This window comes from Cupriavidus sp. C3SS-1 (assembly GCF_057073755.1).
Map to the genome: position 1 here is coordinate 2,180,483 of NZ_CP172700.1, position 19,820 is coordinate 2,200,302.

Here is a 19,820-nt window from a genome sequence, read left to right on the forward strand (position 1 = left end):
TGCCTCTCCTCAGCTCCTTGTGCGTCCTTCACTCGGCCGACGCGTAGACTTTACCGAACCGGTTGTCCAGGAAATCGTGAAGGCTAATGGCTTCCTGGCGAATGAAGCCCTTGCCGGGGAGCTTCCCCTGACGGAAGAGATCAACTGCGGTACAAACGCCCAAAGCGGTTGTACTCTGGATCGCACTCTCGTAGAGACCATTCTCGTGGGTTGCGAAGATCTTGCGCGAGAAGACCTCCTGCACAAGCTTGCCGTCGCGCAGACCGCTTACCGTCACGAAAACCAGCACCACGTCCTGCATCGTCGTCGGAACGCTCTTGCGCAGGATCGACTTCAGCAACTCCTGGTCGCGCTTTAACCCAAGGTCTTGCAGCAAAAACTTCATACGCTGCTGGTGACCGGGATAGCGAACCGATTTGTAGTCAAGATTGCGGATCTTGCCTTCGAGCGTCTCGCAAAGCGTGCCAAGGCCTCCCGAAGTGTTGAAAGCCTCGTACTCGACGCCATCCAGCGAGAAATGCTCGATGCCCTCCAAGGGCTCGACAGAGATTCGCTCCCCTTCGCGCAATGCCTCACAGGGATGGCAGTACTCATTCACGAGGCCGTCGACGCTCCAGGTCAGGTTGTACTTGAGTTCGTTCGTCGGAAACTCGGGCAGCGCACCCACCCTCATCTTCACGTCGTGGACGACATCGAACGATCGAGCCAGCGAGTTCGCAGCGATTCCGATGAACCCCGGAGCGAGTCCGCATTGGGGCATGAATGCAACGTTTGCACCTTCTGCAAGTTGCGAGATGGCCTTGGTGGCCTGTACATCTTCTGTAAGATCGAAGTAATTTGTTTCGGCGTTCCTGGCAGCGCGAGCCGCCTTTGTCGCCATGTGGTAAGGAAGGGCATTGATCACCAGATCCGCCGGCGCCAGCAGCTTCTCCAGTGCACCTTGATCGTTGGAATCGACGACAACGCGCTCAACGTTGAGGTGCCCCACCGACTTCAGCGCAGATGCATCACGATCCGCGACCGTCACGGCGTAGTCGCCACTGTTCGACAGGAGCCGCGCGATAGTCTGACCAATATGACCCGAACCCAACAGAACTGCCTGCATTTTTTCTTCCCTGAAGAATGAACTGAAGTGAGTCCATTCTAGGGATACTGCAAGTCAGAATAAATTGGCAATTCGTCACAAAGTAGCGCCATTGCGGACAATTTGATGATCGAATAAGTCAATTTGCAGCGTCCATATTCTAATTATCTTCGTGCCTGCACTCACGCCGCGTCTGGCATGTCTCCGCGATCGATCTTTCTGGCCAGAACAATGGATGTAGTCGTCTTGATGACACCATCCATCTCGCCTATTTCATCAAGGATGCGATCGAGTTGATCTGGCGTAGTAACGCGCAACCAGGCGACGTAGTCAAACTCCCCACTTACTGCGCACAGCATGTGCACTTCAGGCATACGGGCGAATCGCTTCACAACATCGCGCCCAGCCTTTGGTTGCAGCGTGATTCCTACATAGGCATGCAGGCTTGGGTCGACCACATCCTGGCCAAGCTTGATGGTGTAGCCAGCAATTACACCGCTCTTTTCCAACCGCTCGATTCTGGCAATTACCGTTGTCCTCGCAAGATCAAGGCGGCGTGAAATCTCCGACACGGGCGCACGCGCGTCCATCTGCAGCAAAGAAATCAAATGACGGTCGATGTCATCCAGTAAATCCATTCGAATCATGACAACTCCCGGCTAGTATGAGCCCAGACTATATAAATTCGTCGGAACGACCAACGACTTCGACGAAGACCTCGGAAGTCACGGCCGACTCTGGGGCGCGGTCACAACACATCTCAATGATTCGAGAACAGTCGACCGCGCAAGTGAAGGTGAGCGGAGCTGCGCGAGTGTGCAGGCTCAACCTGCTGAAGCCTGAGAATAGGCATGGGCGGGCTCGACGACTTGGGAACGTCTCTAGGATTGAGTCCCGCCTTACAGCGCTGCGTCATGCTCGCACAGTACGACACCCGTTTATGCCAACGCCGGTGCGACACCCGCCGTGCCTTCAAGGTGACAGCTTCCTTGCGGGCTAGCTGCCGGGATATCTAGCTGACTCAGGCGACTCTCCCTGCCCGGCTCAAGAGCAGGGACCAGCATCCGCTCCGTCAAGCGGCGACAGCGGACTCCCAGGGGGAACGGATGTCGGACAGGAAGCGCTGCGCCCGCGGATGCTCCGGCTTGTGGAAGAATCGCTCGGGCCTGGCGCGTTCAAGCACCTTGCCCTGGTCCATGAAGATCACGCGGTCCGCCACTTCGCGCGCGAATCCCATTTCATGCGTGACACAAACCATGGTCATCCCATCGCGTGCCAGCCCCTTCATCACCTGCAGCACTTCATTGACCATCTCCGGGTCCAGTGCAGAGGTCGGTTCGTCGAACAGCATGACAGGCGGCTTCATGGCGAGGGCCCGGGCGATCGCCACGCGCTGCTGCTGGCCGCCCGACAACTGCCCCGGGTAGGCGTCCGCCTTGTGCGGCAGCCCGACTCGCTCCAGCAGACTCATCGCGAACTCCTTTGCCTCCTGTCGCGGCATCTGCCTGAGCCGCACCGGTGCGAGCGTACAGTTATCCAGCACCGTCAGGTGCGGAAACAGGTTGAACTGCTGGAACACGAAGCCGATGCCACTGCGCAGCACGTTGACGTCCACTTTGCGTGCGTGAACGTCATGGCCGTTCACGACGATGCGCCCCTTCTGGATGGCTTCCAGACGGTTCAGCGTGCGGATCAGCGTCGACTTGCCGGAGCCAGAAGGCCCGCACACGACCACGACTTCGCCTTTCGCGACCGTTTCGTTGACATCCACCAGCGCCTGATAGTCGCCGTACCACTTGCTGACATTTTCAATGGTAATCATGATTCACACCTTCATCGGGGCACGCGAAGCGAGCCGGCGCTCGAGCAGATAGGCAAAACGGGTCAGTCCAAAGCACATGACGAAGTAGCTGAGGGCCAGCAGCAGGTAGACCTGGGCCGCGTGGGTGAGCATCTGCGTACTGATCTGCCCCGAAATGAACGAGGCTTCCGGCAGGCTGATGATGTAGCCCAGCGACGTCTCCTTGATCGTCGAAACGAGCTGGTTCACCAGCGACGGCAGCATGTTGCGCAACGCCTGCGGAAGAATGACCAGAGTCATTGCCTGGATATAGGACAAGCCGAGGGAGCGCGCACTCTCCATCTGGCCCCGCGGCAGCCCCTGAATCCCCGCGCGCACGATCTCGGCCAGATAGGCGCCATCGAAGATCACCAGCGCGGTCAGCATGGTGGTGAATTGGGCCGTGCGATGCCCCGTCACTGCCGGCAGCAGGAAGTACGCCCAGAACACCACCATCAGCAGAGGCGTCCCCCGCACGATGTAGACCAGGACGGTGGCAGGCCAGCGCAGGGTGCCGAACGGACTCACACGGCACAACCCCAGCACGATCCCAACGGGCAAGGCCAGCACCAGTCCGGCCGAGGCCAGCAGCAACGTCAGCGCCAGGCCGCCAAGCGGACCATTCGGATACTGACCGACGAGAAAGTAGACGCCAAACGTCTGGATGACATCAAGCATGGTTAGGCGCTCCTGACCGGATACCGGTGCTGGTACCACGCAGAGAACAAGGTGATCGCCATGGAGATGGTGACGTACGCCAGCGTGGCGAACGCGAACGATTCGAAGCCCCGGAAGGTGGCACTCTCGACCTGCTGCGCCTGGTACATCAGTTCCGCCACGCCGATCACCATGGCGATGCTCGAGTTCTTCCAGAGATTCAGCGTCTGGCTCACCAGCGGCGGCACGGTAATGCGCAAGGACTGCGGCAGCACGACCAGCCGCATCGCAGCCAGGAAGCTGAAGCCCAGCGCGCGGCTGGCTTCCAACTGCTCCTTGGCAATCGAGCGGATGCCGCTGCGAATGTCCTCGGCCATGTAGGCCACCGTGTACAGCACCAGGGCGATCAGCGCGCTGACGGCTTCATAGTTATGCTCGTACAGCTTCGAGGCTCGGCGCGCCCATGCCGCGACTCGAATTCCAAAAAGCGCCCGCTGAACGAAAAAAGCCCCGAGAAGACTCGGGGCTTTTTTGCGCACATACCAGTGATTTAGGCGCCTGGAGGTCGGGTCCGCGGCGGTAATCCGGCTCAATCCCTCGTCTTATTCAGCGGCATAACCTCTTCATAAACATGGACTTACCAAACTTCCGCACAGCAACTATCAAACGTCAACTATCCCACGGACCAATGCGCGGTGACCGGCGCGGCCGAACCTTACAGGTTCACGCCGTCGGCAACTTCCTTGAAGTCCTCGATCTGGTCGAAGTTCATGTACTTGTAGATCTTGTCGCCATTCTGGTTGATGACGCCAATATCGGCCATGTACTCTTCCTTCGACGGGATCTTGCCCAGACGCGAGCAGATCGCGGCCAGTTCTGCCGAGCCCAGGTACACGTTGGTGTTCTTGCCCAGGCGGTTCGGGAAGTTGCGGGTCGAGGTCGACATCACCGTCGCGCCTTCGCGCACCTGTGCCTGGTTGCCCATGCACAGCGAGCAGCCCGGCATTTCGGTACGCGCGCCAGCCGTGCCGAACACGCCGTAGTGGCCTTCCTCGGTCAGCTGCTTCTGGTCCATCTTGGTCGGCGGAGCGACCCACAGCTTGACCGGGATGTCGCGCTTGCCTTCCAGCAGCTTGGACGCCGCACGGAAGTGGCCGATGTTGGTCATGCACGAACCGATGAACACTTCGTCGATCTTGGCGCCGGCAACTTCCGACAGCGTCTTCACGTCGTCCGGGTCGTTCGGGCAGGCCACGATCGGCTCGTGCACGTCGGCCAGGTCGATCTCGATCACGGCGGCGTATTCCGCGTCGGCATCCGGAGCCAGCAGTTCCGGCTTGGCCAGCCAGGCTTGCATGGCTTCGATGCGGCGCTGCAGGCTGCGCGGATCCTGGTAGCCCTGGGCGATCATCCACTTCAGCAGCGTGATGTTGCTGTTGATGTATTCGATGATCGGTTCCTTGTTCAGGCGCACCGTGCAACCGGCGGCCGAACGCTCGGCGGAGGCATCCGACAGCTCGAACGCTTGCTCGACCTTCAGGTCGGGCAGGCCTTCGATTTCCAGCACGCGGCCCGAGAAGATGTTCTGCTTGCCTTGCTTGGCCACCGTCAGCAGGCCTTGCTTGATGGCGTACAGCGGAATCGCGTTGACCAGGTCACGCAGGGTCACGCCCGGCTGCATCTTGCCCTTGAAGCGGACCAGCACCGATTCCGGCATGTCCAGCGGCATCACGCCGGTGGCGGCGGCAAAGGCGACCAGGCCCGAACCGGCCGGGAAGCTGATGCCGATCGGGAAGCGGGTGTGCGAGTCGCCGCCGGTGCCGACGGTGTCGGGCAGCAGCATGCGGTTCAGCCACGAGTGGATCACGCCATCGCCCGGGCGCAGCGAAATGCCGCCACGGGTGCTGATGAATTCCGGCAGCGTGTGGTGGGTCTTCACGTCGACCGGCTTCGGATAGGCGGCGGTGTGGCAGAACGACTGCATCACCAGGTCGGCCGAGAAGCCCAGGCAAGCCAGGTCCTTCAGCTCGTCGCGGGTCATCGGGCCGGTGGTGTCCTGCGAGCCCACCGAGGTCATCTTAGGTTCGCAGTAGGTACCCGGGCGGATGCCCTTGCCTTCCGGCAGGCCACAGGCGCGGCCGACCATCTTCTGGGCCAGCGTGAAGCCCTTGCCAGTGTCGGCCGGGTTCTGCGGCAGGCGGAACAGCGTCGACGGGGCCAGGCCCAGCGCTTCACGCGCCTTGGCGGTCAGGCCACGGCCGACGATCAGCGGAATACGGCCGCCGGCGCGCACTTCGTCGAACAGCACGTCGGACTTGACCTTGAACTCGGCGATCACTTCGCCGTTCTTCAGGGCCTTGCCTTCGTACGGGCGCAGTTCGACCACGTCGCCCATTTCCATCTTCGACACGTCCAGCTCGATCGGCAGCGCGCCGGCATCTTCCATGGTGTTGTAGAAGATCGGGGCAATCTTGCTGCCCAGGCATACGCCACCGAAGCGCTTGTTCGGGATGAAGGGGATGTCTTCACCGGTGAACCACAGCACCGAGTTGGTGGCGGACTTGCGCGAAGAACCGGTACCCACCACGTCGCCGACGTAGGCGACCAGGTGGCCCTTCTCGGCCAGCGACTGGATGAACTTGACCGGGCCGCGCTTGCCGTCTTCCTCCGGCTGGAACGCAGCGCCTTCGCGCTTGTTCTTCAGCATGGCCAGCGCGTGCATCGGGATGTCCGGGCGGGTAGTGGCATCCGGGGCCGGCGACAGGTCGTCGGTGTTGGTTTCGCCCGGCACCTTGAACACGGTGATGGTCAGGCTTTGCGGCACTTCCGGGCGGCTCGTGAACCACTCGGCGTCGGCCCAGCTTTGCAGCACGGCCTTGGCATTGGCGTTGCCCTTGTCCGCCTTTTCCTTCACGTCATGGAAGGCGTCGAACATCAGCAGGGTCTTCTTCAGCGCGTCGGCCGCGACGGTGCCGACTTCGGCGTCGTCCAGCAGTTCGATCAGCGGCGAGATGTTGTAGCCGCCCAGCATCGTGCCCAGCAACTCGGTCGCCTTGGCGCGGCTGATCAGGGCGCACTGTTCCTTGCCCAGCGCCACGGCGGCCAGGTACGAGGCCTTGACCTTGGCGGCGTCATCCACGCCGGCCGGCACGCGGTTCGTAATCAGGTCAACCAGCGTCTGCTCTTCACCGGCGGGCGGGTTCTTCAGCAGCTCGATCAGCTCGGCCGTCTGCTTGGCGGTCAGGGGCAGCGGGGGGATGCCGAGCGCAGCGCGTTCGGCGACATGGGCGCGATAGTTTTCAAGCATGGGAACCTGCTGAGTAATTGGTTGTAGAAATTCTGTGACGTCGCGATTGTAGTCTGAAGCATCCGTTCGGTCAAATGTCTTATATCTTATATAAGAGTGAAAATATAAAAATCCTTCTACAACAATGAGTTACGAATGAATGATCTGCACACGCCTGCATGTGTGACTACCCGACTAGTGTAGTAGGGATTGGCGATCGCGCCAGTCCGGCGACGCCGGCGCCCGGGAACGGCGACAAGTGACAAGGCCGCCTCCCCGCAGCGGCAACTCAAGTTCGGCAACCAACACGCGTTAACCAGGCAGCAGGCGCGCTTCGCACGCCCGCTGGCGCAGCCATGCCTGCTCCCTTTCCGCTCAAACGGCCAAGCTGAAAGGGATTCCCCCTTTTTTTCGGCCCTTTGCTGGCCTGCGATTCCGCAAGAATGGCAGGCATTCCGATACAGGCTTCTCATGGCGAACACGGCTTCTCCTTCCCAGATTGGCGGCAACGCAAGCAAGCGCGGCCGCATGCTGCTGATTGGCGGCGGCGTGCTGGTCCTGGTTCTGGGCGCCGGAGGCTTCGTGCTGGGCAGCATCCTGGGCAACCGGCAACCGGCGGCAGCCGCCGCGCCGGCCGCGCCCGTGATTCCGCCGCCCATCTTCGTGCCGCTGGACGCCTTCACCGTCAACCTCAAGGGCGAAGAAGGCGACCGCTTCCTGCATACCGGCCTGTCGCTGAAGGTGGCCGATGCCGACACGCAGGCGCGCATGACGCAGTACCTGCCCGAAGCCCGCAGCCGCATCCTGCTGCTGCTGTCCGCACGGCAGCCGGCAGAGCTCTCGACCGTGGAAGGCAAGCGCAAGCTGGCCGACGACATCCGCAATGCGATCAGCCAGCCGTTCGCGGCCGGACTGCCGCCGCAGCGCGTGCTGGACGTGTTGTTCACCTCGTTCGTGGTGCAGTAAGCGCTTGCCCTGCCCCAATCGCCAACCCGATATGAGACTGCCATCCGGATTCCAGCACAGCCACGCGCCCGCCTGCAGGCAGGTCGCCATGCAGGCTGAGGCGGACATGGACCGTTCGATTTACACCGCAGCATAAGGGGCAGGAAACCAGATGGCCTATGACAAGTTCCTCTCGCAGGACGAGGTAGACGAGCTGCTCAAGGGCGTTTCCGGCGAAGCCGACACGCCCAAGGCCAGCGAGCCCGTCGCCGCCGACGAAGGCGGGGTTCGGCCGTACAACCTTGCCACGCAGGAACGCGTCATCCGCGGACGCCTGCACACGCTCGAGATCATCAACGAGCGCTTTGCGCGCTCGCTGCGCACCGCGCTGTTCAACTTCATCCGCCGCGGCGCGGACATTACCGTGGGCAGCGTGCGCATCGAGAAGTTCGGCGATTTCGCGCGCAACCTGCCGATGCCGACCAACCTGAACCTGGTCCACATGAAGCCGCTGCGCGGCACGGCCCTGTTCGTGTACGACCCCAACCTGGTATTCCTGGTGGTCGACAACCTGTTCGGCGGCGACGGCCGCTTCCACACCCGCGTGGAAGGCCGCGACTTCACCCAGACCGAACAACGCATTATCCAGCGCATGCTGGAGATGACGCTGAGCAGCTACGGCAATGCCTGGCGCACCGTGTATCCGATCGAGACCGAATATGTCCGCTCGGAAATGCACACCAAGTTTGCAAACGTCGCCACGGCCAACGAGGCCGTGATCACCACCGCCTTCCACATCGAACTCGGTGCCGTGGGCGGGCAGCTGCACGTCTGCCTGCCTTACGCCATGATCGAGCCGCTCAAGGACCTGCTGATGAATCCGCTGCAGGACGAGAAGGAGGTCGACAAGAGCTGGCTGGCGCAGTTGTCAACGCAACTGCGCGCCGCCGATGTGGAAGTCGTGGCCGAGTTCACCCACGTGCAGAGCACCGTGGCAGAAGTCCTGGCGCTGCGCGCCGGCGACGTGCTGCCGATCGACCTGCCGGAGCACGTGTTCGGCAAGGTGAACGGCGTGCCCGTCATGCAATGCGGCTTCGGCACGATGAATGGCCAGTACGCGCTGCGGGTAGAGCGAATGATCAATCACCAAGACAGCGATTCCAACAAGGAAACCGATCATGACTGACGGCATCGAGGACAAGCCGGTCGATCCGATGGACGACTGGGCCAGCGCCCTGGCTGAACAGACCAGCGCCACTGCGGCCGAAGCCCCCGTAGCGGCCACCAGCCCGGCCGCCACCCCGGCCGCCGCCACCGTCTTCCAGCCGCTGGCCAAGGAAGCGCCGAGCGGCTTCCACAACGATATCGAGATGATCCTCGATATCCCGGTGCAGCTCACGGTGGAGCTTGGCCGCACCAAGGTGCCCATCAAGAACCTGCTGCAGCTTGCGCAGGGCTCGGTGGTGGAACTGGACGGGCTGGCCGGCGAGCCGATGGACGTGCTGGTCAACGGCTACCTGATCGCGCAGGGCGAGGTGGTGGTGGTGAACGACAAGTTCGGCATCCGCCTGACGGACATCATCACGCCGTCCGAACGCATCCGCAAGCTCAACAAATGAACGCCGTCGCCCGCCTGCGGCGCGCCGTCCTGCCGCTTGCGGCGATCGGCGTGCCTGGCCTGGCAAGCGCCGCCGAAGGCGGTGCCCCCGCCATCAGCAGCGCCGGCAGCCTCGCGCAGGCCGGGCTCGGCCTCTTCGGTGTCATCGCGCTGATCCTCGGGCTGGCCTGGGCGGCGCGCCGCGCGGGCCTGGTCCGCCACGGACCGCAGGGCATGATGAAGGTGATCGGCAGCACCATGCTCGGCGCCCGCCAGCGGCTGGTGCTGGTCGAGGTCGGCGACACCTGGCTGGTACTCGGCGTGAGCGCGGGCGAAATCCGCACGTTGCACAGCATGCCGGCAGGACAGGCCACGCCATCGGCCACGTCCGGGCCCGGCGGCCAGATTTCCGGCGGCAGCTTTGCCGAAAAGCTGCTGCGCTCGATGCAGGAAAACTTCAAGCCATGAACACCCAGCGCGCCGCCACGTTGCGACGCAAGACGAAACTTCAGCAAGTTCGGCATCCTCACGCGCTGGCCGCGGGCGGCGCGCTGCTGCTGGCCGCGCTGGCGCTCGCCGCCATACCGGCCCCCGTGCTCGCACAGGCGCTGCCCGGCGTGACCAGCAAGCCCGGTCCCGGCGGCGGCCAGATCTGGTCGCTGTCGATCCAGACCCTGGTCCTGCTGACTTCGCTGAGCTTCCTGCCGGCGGCCATGCTGATGATGACGGGCTTCACGCGCATCATCATCGTGCTGGGGTTGCTGCGCAACGCGCTTGGCACCGCATCGTCGCCGCCCAACCAGGTGCTGGTGGGCCTGTCGCTGTTCCTGACCTTCTTCGTGATGGGGCCGGTGCTGGACCGCGTCTACAACGACGCGTACAAGCCGCTCTCCGAGAACAAGATCAGCCTGGAAACCGCGATCGCCAGGGCGGCCGATCCGCTCAAGGGCTTCATGCTCAAGCAAACCCGCGAGAAGGACCTGGCCATGTTCGCGCAGATGGCGAAGGTGCCGGAAATGCAGGGTCCCGAAGAGGTGCCGATGAGCATCCTGGTGCCGGCGTTCGTCACCAGCGAACTCAAGACCGCGTTCCAGATCGGCTTCACCATCTTCATCCCGTTCCTGATCATCGACCTGGTGGTCGCCAGCGTGCTGATGGCAATGGGCATGATGATGGTGCCGCCGGCCACCATCTCGCTGCCATTCAAGCTGATGCTGTTCGTGCTGGTGGACGGCTGGCAACTGCTGCTGGGCTCGCTGGCACAGAGCTTCATGAACTGACCCCGCATTGACTGACCCCTGGCCATGACTCCGGAAACCGTAATGACCATCGCGACCCACGCGATGAAGATGACGCTGATGCTGGCGGCTCCGCCGCTGCTGGTGGCGCTTGCCGCCGGGCTGGTGGTGAGCCTGTTCCAGGCCGCCACGCAGATCAACGAAATGACCCTGACCTTCATCCCGAAGCTGGTGGCGCTGTTCGCCACGCTGGTCCTGGCCGGCCCGTGGATGATCAACACCATGGTCGATTACATGCGCGAAGTCCTCCAGGGCATTCCTGCCCTGGCGCACTGACCCCGCAGCCGCCCCCGCCCTTCCTCTCTGCCGCGACCAGCGTCCTGCCGTGATCGAAGTTACCAACGCGCAGCTCTATGGCTGGATCGCGGCCTTCCTGTGGCCGCTGTTCCGGCTGCTCGCGCTGATCGGCACGGCGCCGCTGTTCGGGGAATCCACCATTCCCGGCCGCGTCAAGATCGGCCTGGCCGCCCTCATCGCGATGGCGGTCTCGCCAACGCTGCCCAATCTGCCGGTCGTGCCGGTCTATTCGTGGGAAGGCCTGGTCATCATCCTCAACGAGGTCGGCATCGGGCTGGCCACGGGCTTCACCATGCGGCTGGTGTTTGCCGTGGTGCAGGTTGCCGGTGAAATCATCGGGCTGCAGATGGGCCTGGGCTTCGCGTCGTTCTTCGATCGCGCCGCGGGGGGGCAGGCCATGGTGCTGTCGCGCTTCCTGAACATCATCGCGATGCTGCTGTTCCTGGCGCTGGACGGGCACCTGCTCATGCTGGGCACGCTGGTCGACAGCTTCCAGGGATTGCCCATCGGCGCCACGCCGCTGGCTGCCGAAGGCTGGCACGCCGTGGCGCGCGCCGGTGGCATGGTGTTTTCCTCCGGGCTGCTGCTGGCGCTGCCGATGATTGCCGCGCTGCTGACCCTGAACCTGGCCATGGGCATTCTCAACCGCGCCTCGCCGCAGCTGTCGATCTTCGCGGTGGGCTTTCCGGTCACGCTTTCCGGCGGCCTGCTGGTGCTGTCGCTGGTGATGCCGCAGATGGGCAGCTATATGCAGCACATGATCGAGTCGGGACTGGCGGCGATCAGCACGGTGCTGGCCCAGTTCGCGCGCTAGGGCGATCCGACTCCGGGGCGAAGCCGTTCTCGCAGGCAGGGTTGACGCCGAAGGACATCGACGTCGTCGAGCTGCACGACGCCTTCACGATCAATCCCATTCTTTTCCTGGAAGACCTTGGCTTCTGCGCCAAGGGCTCAGGCGTGCGGTTTCCGGCGAAGAAACGCACGCAAAGGCATCGGGGTCGAGCTGCGCCCATTTGCGCGCCGCCACGGCGACCTCGGCGAGTTGCGTGCGCGTGGTGCCGTACTCATGCATGTGCCGGGCCGCGGCAAGCGCATAGGTGGTAACGGGATTGAACGGCTTGTAGGGATGCTCGTACGGTTGGGGGTCCCACCAGACAAACGTTTGGCACCGCCTTGCCGATTAGGGCACCGCGTGAAGCGAGCCCGGACTAGAACAGGCCAGACACGCCAGAGACCATCTGGACGCAACCGAATACGGCTACCACGCTGCCCGATATGCGTGAGAAGCCGCGCATCACCGAAGCAGACAACGCTTTTCGTAACGTGGCCGCCGCAGTGCTTAGGCAAAGCCACCAGACGGCGGAGCCGACAAATACCCCACCGACCATCCGCGTTACTCCAGCCCAAGCCGGGACGTCGTGAGAGCCTGCTAGTGGCCCGAGCGCGGCAAAGATCCCGATAAACGACAGAACGGTCATGGGACTGGACAGCGTAAGGGCAAACGTAGTCAGGAAATCGCGAGCAACAGTTGAATGCGGCGCACGTTGAGAAAGCACTGGGGCAGCGGGTGATTCCTTACACATGCCCCAAGCAAGCCAAACGAGAAACAGGCCACCGCCGATTTTGAGCGCCACGCTGAGCATCGGGAACGCCAAGGCCACGCCAGCGATCCCGAGCGCGCCCAGCAACCCGTAGATGCCATCCGCGCATGCTGCGCCGACACCGGTTGCGAAGCCGGAACGAAAGCCACGCGTGAAACTGCGCTGGATGCATAACATCCCGACGGGGCCTACAGGCGCGGCAATGCAAAAACCGATCACCAAAGACTTAATGAACAACATGACCGTCGACCAGTTGGTTAATGTGGATGTGGCATCGTAGGTCGTCTGGGTTTATGCGCGAAGATGGATTTTAAGGAACAATCGAGGTCTGACCTTAAATCCTACGGAATCATGGACGAACTGGATTGGAAGCTGCTTGCCTTGCTACAGCACAACGGACGCATGAGCTATACCGAGCTGGGGCGTCAGGTCCACCTCTCAGTGCCAGCGGTCACGGAGCGCGTCAAACGCCTGGAAGAAACAGGGGTGATCGAAGGCTACTCCGCCAAGATCAACCCGGTAGCGGCTGGCTACGCGGTAAGCGCCCTGATTGGCATTACTGTGCCGCAACCTGCAAAGGCGAAGTTCCTGAGGTTGCTCGAGTCCATCCCCGAAGCGGTGGAATGTCAACACGTCACAGGCGCGGATTCCTATGTCCTCAGGGTGGTCGCGGTAAGTTTGGCCGATCTTGAACGGCTGATTGAACGGATCAACCTGTACGGTGAAACTCGCACGTCAATCATGATGTCGACACCGATTGCCGCTCGCGCTCTGCGACAGCCGCCGTCCTGCAAGCACAATTAAGCGATGGAGTCGCTGCTTCTGGCCGATACCCGGCCTTTACCGGGTATCGGCGATGAGACAAAAAAAGTTCTTCGCTAAAGCGCATAGCCACACTGCCTGCCGCGTAGATGACCAGAGCAGCAACCAGAAGCAAGGAGAGAAGGACGCAGGGCTGCAACGCGAGGGCAGCGGTGCGTCGCACGGCGTGCCATGGGTCAGGCCATGATGGCGCGCTGCCGCGCCGGCGCCGCGATACCCGCCGGCTCATACCTGGCATGCGACTCTCCCGGCAGCTTGAAGAACGACACCAGCTCGATGAGTTCGCGGCCCTGATCTTCCAGCGAACGCGACGCGGATGCCGCCTCGCTGACGAGCGAGGCATTGTGCTGGGTCACCTGGTCGATCTGGACGACCGCCTGGTTCACCTGCTCGATGCCGCGCCCCTGTTCCGACGACGCCGTGGCGATCTCCTCGACGATGGCCGTGACCTGCGCCACGGCCTGCGTGACCGACGCCATGGTCTGGCCCGCCTCGCCGGCCAGTTCCGCGCCGCTGGCGACCTGCTTGCCGGAAGTCTCGATCAGTTCCTTGATCTCCTTGGCCGCGCCGGACGAGCGCTGCGCCAGCGCCCGCACTTCGCTGGCCACGACGGCAAAGCCGCGGCCCTGCTCGCCCGCGCGCGCCGCTTCCACGGCGGCATTGAGCGCCAGGATATTGGTCTGGAACGCAATGCTCTCGATGATGCCCGTGATCTCGGCGATCTTGGTGGAGCTGGCGCTGATGCCCTGCATGGTCTGCACCACGCGGCCGACGGTGCTGCTGCCCTGCTGCGCCACGTTGGCGGCATTGCGCGCCAGTTCGGTGGCCTGGCGTGCGTTCTCGGTGTTCTGGCGGACGGCTTCGGTGAGTTCTTCCATGCTGGCCGCGGTTTGCTCCAGCGAAGCGGCCTGCTCTTCCGTGCGGCTGCTCAGGTCGGCATTGCCTTGCGCGATTTCGCGCGTGGCGCCGGCAATGCTGGCGCTGCCCGAGCGCACGCGCGTGACGGTTTCGGTGAGCCGTTCGTTCATGTCGCGCAGCGCCGCGAGCAGGCGCCCGGTCTCGTTGTCGCTCGTCACGTCGATGCGTGCGCCGAGGTTGCCGCTGGCTACGGTACGAGCCACTTCGACCGCCTGGCCGATCGGCCGCGTGATCGCGCGCGTGAGCAACAGGCCACCGGTCCACGCCAGCGCCACCGCCGCCAGCGCAATTGCGATCAGCAGGTTGCGGCGCTCGACATAGTCGGCCGCAAGCTTCGTTTCCATATCGCGCTGGCGGTGATGCGTGAGATCGTCATAGGCGTCGACGGCATGCAGCAGCGACGCGAGCAGCGGCCGGCATTGGGTGTTGATGCGGGCGATGGCTTCCTCGGTGCTCTTCTGGGCGGCCAGCGTGACGATGGCCGTCGCCACCGGCCCATACTGGGCTTCGATACGGACCACGTCCGCCACGCGCTGACGCGCTTCGTCACTTGCGCTCTTGTCCTGCACCATCTGGTTCAGGCGGGCCAGGCGGCTCTGCACATCGTCATGCGCGTGCAGGGCTTCGGCCTTTTCCTTGTCGATCTCTGCCGGGGACGTCGCGAGGACCATGTTGCGCGCGGCAATGGCACGGCGGTCGACCGCGGCGCGCACCTCGGCGGCCAGTTCCGAACGTGCATTGAGACCTTGCAGGTACTGGGTGAAACCGTCGGTGGCTTCTCCAAGCGCATGAAGCGAATATCCGGATACCACCAGCACGATGCAGGCCAAAGTGCCAAAGCCGGCCAGCAGCCGGGTCTTGATCGAAAGATCCCTGAAATTCACGATTGCCCCTCCCCTTTTTGTCCGTCGGACGCTGCGATTGAGTCATGCCGATCCTGCTCGCACGGTGGCCAACTGCCAGCGTGCGACGCCTTTCACCCGTTCGCGTAGCCGGTCACCCGCGATGACGATCGCGGGCTCCGGCTGGGGCTTTTGCGATGCCGCCTGGAGGAGCGGGTCGCGGTGGGCCTGGTTCATTGACTTCGTGTTATGCCGGCGGCTAACGGTCGGGATGCGGGGAAGGTTTAGGCCCTTCTTTGGGAGGGGAGGTTTACCCGTTTCTGGGGTGGTGCGGAATGGGGCGCAAGGGATGCGGGACGGGATCGTCCTTGGCATGCGCTGCTGTTTCGCAGGCGTAGCCTGCGGGTCACTTTTTGTCCGTGCGACAAAAAGTGACCAAAAACGCGTCGCTTGCCCTAACGGGCGAATATTGAAGTCTTCGCAACGCGCGAGTGGTGAGCCGCGAAGCGTTCGGGGAATTTCGTACGGGTATGATCTTGCGGCTAGCCACCCCCAACCACGGCCACACACTCGACCTCGACGCGGGCTCCCAACGCGAGCCCGCTCGCGCCGAGCGCGCTGCGGACAGGATAAGGGGCTTCGAAAAATTCCTTGTAGACGTCGTTGAACACCTGCCACTCTCCGATGTCCGCCAGCATGATGGTGCACTTGGCCACATCGCGCATCGTTGCACCATGCGCTTCCAGCGTGGTGCGTATGTTCATCAGGGCCTGTTTCGCTTCTTCGCGCATGCCGCCCGGAACCAGCCGCGTACTGCCGGGGACAATGCCCATCTGGCCAGACAGGTAAAGCATGCTCCCGACGCGGACGGCTTCGGAAAATGGCAGTCCCGCGGGCAGGACCTTGCCGGAATTCAGGAATTCCATGTCGCGCCTCCATGGTGGATGTGCGGCACGCCGCAGCATCGGCGTGAGCATCCAATGTAGGCGCCAGAACCCGGTCCCTCAAGGCGTGGCATCGACGGCTTCCGGCACCTCGCGGTCGGCCGCGCGCCGCAGGCAGTCCAGCATGGCCGCGACGGCCGAGCGCTTGATCGAGTCCTCCCGCCAATACATCGACACCGAACCGAAACCCGCCAGCCGCAGCGGCACGATGCGCAACGCGCCAAGCGCTTCGAGCCGGCGCGCAGTGCGATGCGACGCCAGCCCAATCATGTCGCTGTTGTTCAGCAGCGTGAGATTGAGCACGGTGGAATTCGATTCCACGCTGTCCGCCGGCAACGGCCGGCCGGCGCTGGCGAGTGCGGCCTCCAGCGCGTTGCGGATCGGCGTACCGCGCGGCCACACGACCCAGCGGTACCCCTGCAGCGCCTCCCACGTCACGGCGTCCTGCGTGGCCAGCGGGTGGCGCGGGCGCGCCACGAAATGGATCGGCTCGAGGTAGAGCGATTCGCCAAGCGTCTGCGCATCCTGCAGCTCGGGCGCGGACCGGCCGACCACGATATCCAGCTCGCTGTGCGCAAGCTGGTTCATCAGCCGGTCCATGGTGGTCTCGACGACCCGCACCTGCGCGCGCGGCATGCGCTGCAGCAGGCGCAGCACAGCCAACGGCACCGTATCGGCCGCCGAAGCCCCCGATGTGCCGACCACCACCAGGCCGCTGCCGCCTTCGCGCATCGCCGCCAGGTCATCGCGCGCGGTGTCGAGCTGCGCGGCAATGCGGCGCGCGTGCTCGATCAGCGACTCGCCATACGGCGTCGGCTGCAGCCCGCGCGCCTGGCGCTCGAACAACGGCAGGCCAATGTCGTCCTCCAGGTCCTTGAGCCACTTGGAAAGCCCCGGCTGGGTGGTGTTGAGCAGCGCTGCCGACTGGCTCATGTTGCCAGTCTCGGCCAGGCTGAGGAGCATCTGCAGGTTGCGCAGGCGCAGGCGCTGGGTCCAGTCCATGTCGGATTGTCAGGTTCAGCTATACGATGAAACGTATAGACAAGAGGAATTTTTCATTTCAAATCTTATATCGCCGGACGTATAACTCCAAACACCAGCCCGGCGATACCGTCGGAAACCATAAAAAGCCACGGAGACAGCATGTCCGACCATTCGCCTGATCCCGCTCGCGCCGCCTATTACGCGGACATCGGCCGCAGCCATATGACGCCGCTGTGGGAATCGCTGCACAGCCTGGTGCCGCCGCAGCCGCGCCCGCAAATCGTCCCCGCCCTCTGGAAGTACGACGCGCTGCGCCCGCTGGTCATGCAGGCCGGCGAGGTCATCAGCGCCGAAGAGGCCGTGCGCCGCGTGCTGATCCTGGAGAACCCGGGCCTGCCGGGCAAATCGAGCATCACGTCGACGCTCTACGCCGGCCTGCAGCTGATCCTGCCGGGCGAGATTGCGCCGAGCCACCGGCATACGCAGTCCGCGCTGCGCTTCATCGTCGAAGGCAAGGGCGCCTGGACCGCCGTGAACGGCGAGCGCACCACCATGCACCCGGGCGATTTCATCATCACGCCGTCCTGGACCTGGCACGACCACGGCAATCCGAGCCTGGAAGACGGCGGCGAGCCCGTAGTGTGGCTCGATGGCCTCGACATTCCGCTGGTACAGCAGTTCGACGCTGGCTTTGCCGAGAACTACCCCGAGTCCCAGCAGCCCGTCACGCGCGCCGAAGGCGACAGCTTTGCGCGCTTCGGCCAGAACATGGTGCCGGTGCGCCACAAGGTCACCGACCCGACCTCGCCGGTCTTCAGCTATCCGTACGACCGTTCGCGCGAAGCGCTCGACAAGCTCTACCGCAACGGCGAACTCGACGCATGGGACGGCGTGAAGCTGCGCTACGTCAACCCGGCCACCGGCGGCTGGCCGATGCCGACCATCGCCACCTTCATGCAGTACCTGCCCGCCGGCTTCCAGGGCAAGACCTACCGCAGCACCGACGCCACGGTCTACAGCGTGGTGGAAGGCCGCGGCACGGTTCGCATCGGCGATGCGCAGTTCCAGTTCGAGCCGCGCGATGTCTTCGTGGCGCCGTCGTGGGCACCGGTGCAGCTTGGCGCGATGGAAGACGCCGTGCTGTTCAGCTACTCCGACCGGCCCGTGCTGTCGGCGCTGAACCTGCTGCGCGAAGCGCGCACCTGAGCCACTTTTCCGTTCTGCCGGAATCCGATGCCCGGGTGCGCGCAAGGCGCGGCACCCCGGCCCCGCACACCCCTGACTGACCGAACCGACCGAAAACGACCATGTCCTACGTCTTCACGCCCCCCGCCACCGTTGCCATTCCCGTTGCCGGCACCGATGACCAGTTCGCCGTGCGCCGCGTCTACTGCGTGGGCCGCAACTATGCCGCCCATGCGCGCGAAATGGGCTTCGATCCCGACCGCGAGCCGCCGTTCTTCTTCTGCAAGCCGGCTGACGCCATCGTGCCCGTAGCCGACGGCCAGACGCTGGAATTGCCCTACCCCGCGCAGACGCAGAACTACCACTACGAAGCCGAACTGGTGGCCGTGATCGGCAAGGCCGGCGCCGATATTCCGGTGGAACAGGCGCTGGAGCACGTGTGGGGCTACGCCGTGGGCCTGGACATGACGCGCCGCGACCTGCAGATGAAGATGCGCGAAATGGGCCGCCCGTGGGAAATCGGCAAGGCCTTCGACGCGTCCGCGCCAGTCGCGCCGATCCACCGCGCCGCCGATATCGGCCATCCGCAGCAGGCCGCCATCTGGCTGACCGTCAACGGCCAGGACAAGCAGCGCAGCAACGTCACGCACCTGATCTGGTCGGTGGCCGAAACGGTGGCCTGCCTGTCGCAGTTCTTCCGCCTGGAACCGGGCGACGTGATCTTCACCGGCACCCCGGAAGGCGTGGGCGCGGTCAAGGCCGGCGACACCATGGTGACCGGCGTCGAAGGCCTCGGCGAACTCAAGGTCCGCGTGGTCTGATCACCCTGCCCCCAATCCGCAGCAAGCAAGCCATCATGCAGCTCTATAGCTTCTTCAACAGCTCCACGTCCTACCGCGTGCGCATTGCGCTGGCGCTCAAGGGCCTGCCGTTCGAGACCCTGCCGGTCAACATCCGCACCGGCCAGCATCGCGAGGCGGAGTACGTGCAGGCCATCAACCCGTCCGCCTCGGTGCCTGCACTCGTGGACGGTGACTTCACGCTCGGCCAGTCGCTCGCGATCATGGACTACCTCGATGCGCACTACCCGGAGCCGCGCCTGCTGCCGCAGGACGCGGCGCGCCGTGCGCGCGTGCTGGAACTGACGAGTCTGGTTGCCTGCGACATGCATCCGGTCAACAACCTGCGCGTGCTGCGCTACCTGCAGGACGTGCTGAAGGTGACGCCGGAACAAAAGGACACCTGGTACCGCCACTGGATCGACGAAGGCATGGCCGGCGTGGAACGACTGCTCGCGCTGTACGGCAACGGCCCGTGGTGCTTCGGCGACACCCCGACACTGGCCGACGTCACGCTGGTCCCGCAGGTGGCCAACGCCTTGCGCATGGGCTGCAACCTGTCGGCCTATCCGCGCGCGATGGCCGTCTACGCACACGCCAGCGCGCACCCCGCTTTCGCCAAGGCGGCACCGAAGCATCAACCGGACTACACCGCCTGATTGACTGACCCAGGCCAGGAGA

General features: G+C 63.7%; 21 protein-coding genes and 2 pseudogenes. 12 read left to right on the plus strand and 11 right to left on the minus strand.

Annotation, left to right across the window (positions count from 1 at the left end):
- Window positions 1-28: 28 nt before the first annotated feature.
- From ACIGJC_RS26055 to acnB, 6 genes are all read right to left on the minus strand, one after another.
- Window positions 29-1,105 (minus strand): saccharopine dehydrogenase family protein, encoded by a 1,077-nt coding sequence (locus ACIGJC_RS26055; RefSeq protein ID WP_483712299.1) that lies wholly within the window; start codon window positions 1,103-1,105, stop codon window positions 29-31.
- Window positions 1,106-1,266: 161 nt separating this feature from the next.
- Window positions 1,267-1,731: an Lrp/AsnC family transcriptional regulator gene (locus ACIGJC_RS26060; protein WP_483712301.1), complete on the minus strand. Its 465-nt coding sequence runs from the start codon at window positions 1,729-1,731 to the stop codon at window positions 1,267-1,269.
- A 425-nt stretch (window positions 1,732-2,156) separates the two neighbouring features.
- Window positions 2,157-2,906: an amino acid ABC transporter ATP-binding protein gene (locus ACIGJC_RS26065; RefSeq protein ID WP_483712303.1), complete on the minus strand. Its 750-nt coding sequence runs from the start codon at window positions 2,904-2,906 to the stop codon at window positions 2,157-2,159.
- Between the two features lie 3 nt (window positions 2,907-2,909).
- Window positions 2,910-3,602, minus strand: a complete 693-nt coding sequence (locus ACIGJC_RS26070; RefSeq protein WP_483712304.1) for an amino acid ABC transporter permease — start codon at window positions 3,600-3,602, stop codon at window positions 2,910-2,912.
- 2 nt (window positions 3,603-3,604) lie between these two features.
- Window positions 3,605-4,174, minus strand: coding sequence for an amino acid ABC transporter permease (locus ACIGJC_RS26075; protein WP_483712306.1), 570 nt, complete (start codon window positions 4,172-4,174; stop codon window positions 3,605-3,607).
- Window positions 4,175-4,296: 122 nt separating this feature from the next.
- On the minus strand, window positions 4,297-6,888 hold the full coding sequence (acnB, locus tag ACIGJC_RS26080) for a bifunctional aconitate hydratase 2/2-methylisocitrate dehydratase (protein ID WP_483712308.1): 2,592 nt from the start codon (window positions 6,886-6,888) through the stop codon (window positions 4,297-4,299).
- 450 nt (window positions 6,889-7,338) lie between these two features.
- Between acnB and fliL the strand changes: the two genes are divergently transcribed.
- The 8 genes and pseudogenes from fliL to ACIGJC_RS26120 form a co-directional block, all read left to right on the plus strand.
- A complete protein-coding gene (gene fliL / locus ACIGJC_RS26085) occupies window positions 7,339-7,833 on the plus strand; it encodes a flagellar basal body-associated protein FliL (RefSeq protein ID WP_483712310.1) in 495 nt (164 codons plus the stop codon).
- A gap of 151 nt (window positions 7,834-7,984) precedes the next feature.
- Window positions 7,985-8,998, plus strand: a complete 1,014-nt coding sequence (gene fliM / locus ACIGJC_RS26090; protein ID WP_483712312.1) for a flagellar motor switch protein FliM — start codon at window positions 7,985-7,987, stop codon at window positions 8,996-8,998.
- Window positions 8,991-9,431 (plus strand): flagellar motor switch protein FliN, encoded by a 441-nt coding sequence (gene fliN, locus ACIGJC_RS26095; protein WP_483712314.1) that lies wholly within the window; start codon window positions 8,991-8,993, stop codon window positions 9,429-9,431. The genes fliM and fliN overlap by 8 nt, the downstream gene beginning before the upstream one ends.
- Window positions 9,428-9,877, plus strand: a complete 450-nt coding sequence (gene fliO, locus ACIGJC_RS26100; protein WP_483712316.1) for a flagellar biosynthetic protein FliO — start codon at window positions 9,428-9,430, stop codon at window positions 9,875-9,877. Before fliN ends, fliO begins: the two co-directional genes overlap by 4 nt.
- A complete protein-coding gene (fliP, locus tag ACIGJC_RS26105) occupies window positions 9,874-10,689 on the plus strand; it encodes a flagellar type III secretion system pore protein FliP (protein ID WP_483712318.1) in 816 nt (271 codons plus the stop codon). The genes fliO and fliP overlap by 4 nt, the downstream gene beginning before the upstream one ends.
- A 24-nt stretch (window positions 10,690-10,713) precedes the next feature.
- Window positions 10,714-10,983, plus strand: a complete 270-nt coding sequence (fliQ, locus tag ACIGJC_RS26110; protein ID WP_211947569.1) for a flagellar biosynthesis protein FliQ — start codon at window positions 10,714-10,716, stop codon at window positions 10,981-10,983.
- 49 nt (window positions 10,984-11,032) lie between these two features.
- Window positions 11,033-11,818 carry a flagellar biosynthetic protein FliR gene (fliR, locus tag ACIGJC_RS26115; protein WP_483712320.1) on the plus strand — a complete coding sequence of 262 codons (786 nt, stop codon included), beginning with the start codon at window positions 11,033-11,035 and terminating at the stop codon, window positions 11,816-11,818.
- An 8-nt stretch (window positions 11,819-11,826) separates the two neighbouring features.
- Window positions 11,827-11,970, plus strand: a pseudogene (locus tag ACIGJC_RS26120) (thiolase C-terminal domain-containing protein); the annotation flags it as partial.
- A 19-nt stretch (window positions 11,971-11,989) separates the two neighbouring features.
- Here ACIGJC_RS26120 and ACIGJC_RS26125 read toward each other — a convergent pair.
- Together ACIGJC_RS26125 and ACIGJC_RS26130 are read right to left on the minus strand one after the other, a co-directional pair.
- Window positions 11,990-12,151: pseudogene (locus ACIGJC_RS26125) on the minus strand (thiolase); the annotation flags it as partial.
- Window positions 12,152-12,212: 61 nt separating this feature from the next.
- Window positions 12,213-12,845, minus strand: a complete 633-nt coding sequence (locus ACIGJC_RS26130) for a LysE family translocator (RefSeq protein ID WP_483712321.1) — start codon at window positions 12,843-12,845, stop codon at window positions 12,213-12,215.
- A 111-nt stretch (window positions 12,846-12,956) separates the two neighbouring features.
- On the opposite strand from ACIGJC_RS26130, the gene ACIGJC_RS26135 reads away from it, so the two are divergent.
- Window positions 12,957-13,409, plus strand: a complete 453-nt coding sequence (locus ACIGJC_RS26135; protein WP_483712322.1) for an Lrp/AsnC family transcriptional regulator — start codon at window positions 12,957-12,959, stop codon at window positions 13,407-13,409.
- Between the two features lie 194 nt (window positions 13,410-13,603).
- Here the strand turns inward: ACIGJC_RS26135 and ACIGJC_RS26140 are convergent, their stop codons facing one another.
- From ACIGJC_RS26140 to ACIGJC_RS26150, 3 genes are all read right to left on the minus strand, one after another.
- Window positions 13,604-15,229 (minus strand): methyl-accepting chemotaxis protein, encoded by a 1,626-nt coding sequence (locus ACIGJC_RS26140; protein ID WP_483712323.1) that lies wholly within the window; start codon window positions 15,227-15,229, stop codon window positions 13,604-13,606.
- A gap of 500 nt (window positions 15,230-15,729) precedes the next feature.
- On the minus strand, window positions 15,730-16,113 hold the full coding sequence (locus tag ACIGJC_RS26145; RefSeq protein ID WP_483712324.1) for a RidA family protein: 384 nt from the start codon (window positions 16,111-16,113) through the stop codon (window positions 15,730-15,732).
- A 78-nt stretch (window positions 16,114-16,191) separates the two neighbouring features.
- Window positions 16,192-17,133: a LysR family transcriptional regulator gene (locus tag ACIGJC_RS26150; protein WP_483712326.1), complete on the minus strand. Its 942-nt coding sequence runs from the start codon at window positions 17,131-17,133 to the stop codon at window positions 16,192-16,194.
- Between the two features lie 141 nt (window positions 17,134-17,274).
- Here ACIGJC_RS26150 and gtdA point away from each other — a divergent pair, with 141 nt between their 5' ends.
- From gtdA to maiA, 3 genes are all read left to right on the plus strand, one after another.
- Entirely contained in the window at window positions 17,275-18,321 is a 1,047-nt protein-coding gene (gene gtdA, locus ACIGJC_RS26155) for a gentisate 1,2-dioxygenase (protein ID WP_483712327.1), read from the plus strand.
- A gap of 101 nt (window positions 18,322-18,422) precedes the next feature.
- Window positions 18,423-19,121: a fumarylacetoacetate hydrolase family protein gene (locus tag ACIGJC_RS26160; protein ID WP_483712328.1), complete on the plus strand. Its 699-nt coding sequence runs from the start codon at window positions 18,423-18,425 to the stop codon at window positions 19,119-19,121.
- Between the two features lie 35 nt (window positions 19,122-19,156).
- Complete coding sequence (gene maiA, locus ACIGJC_RS26165; RefSeq protein ID WP_483712330.1) at window positions 19,157-19,798, plus strand: maleylacetoacetate isomerase; 642 nt, start codon at window positions 19,157-19,159, stop codon at window positions 19,796-19,798.
- The last annotated feature ends 22 nt before the right edge of the window (window positions 19,799-19,820 follow it).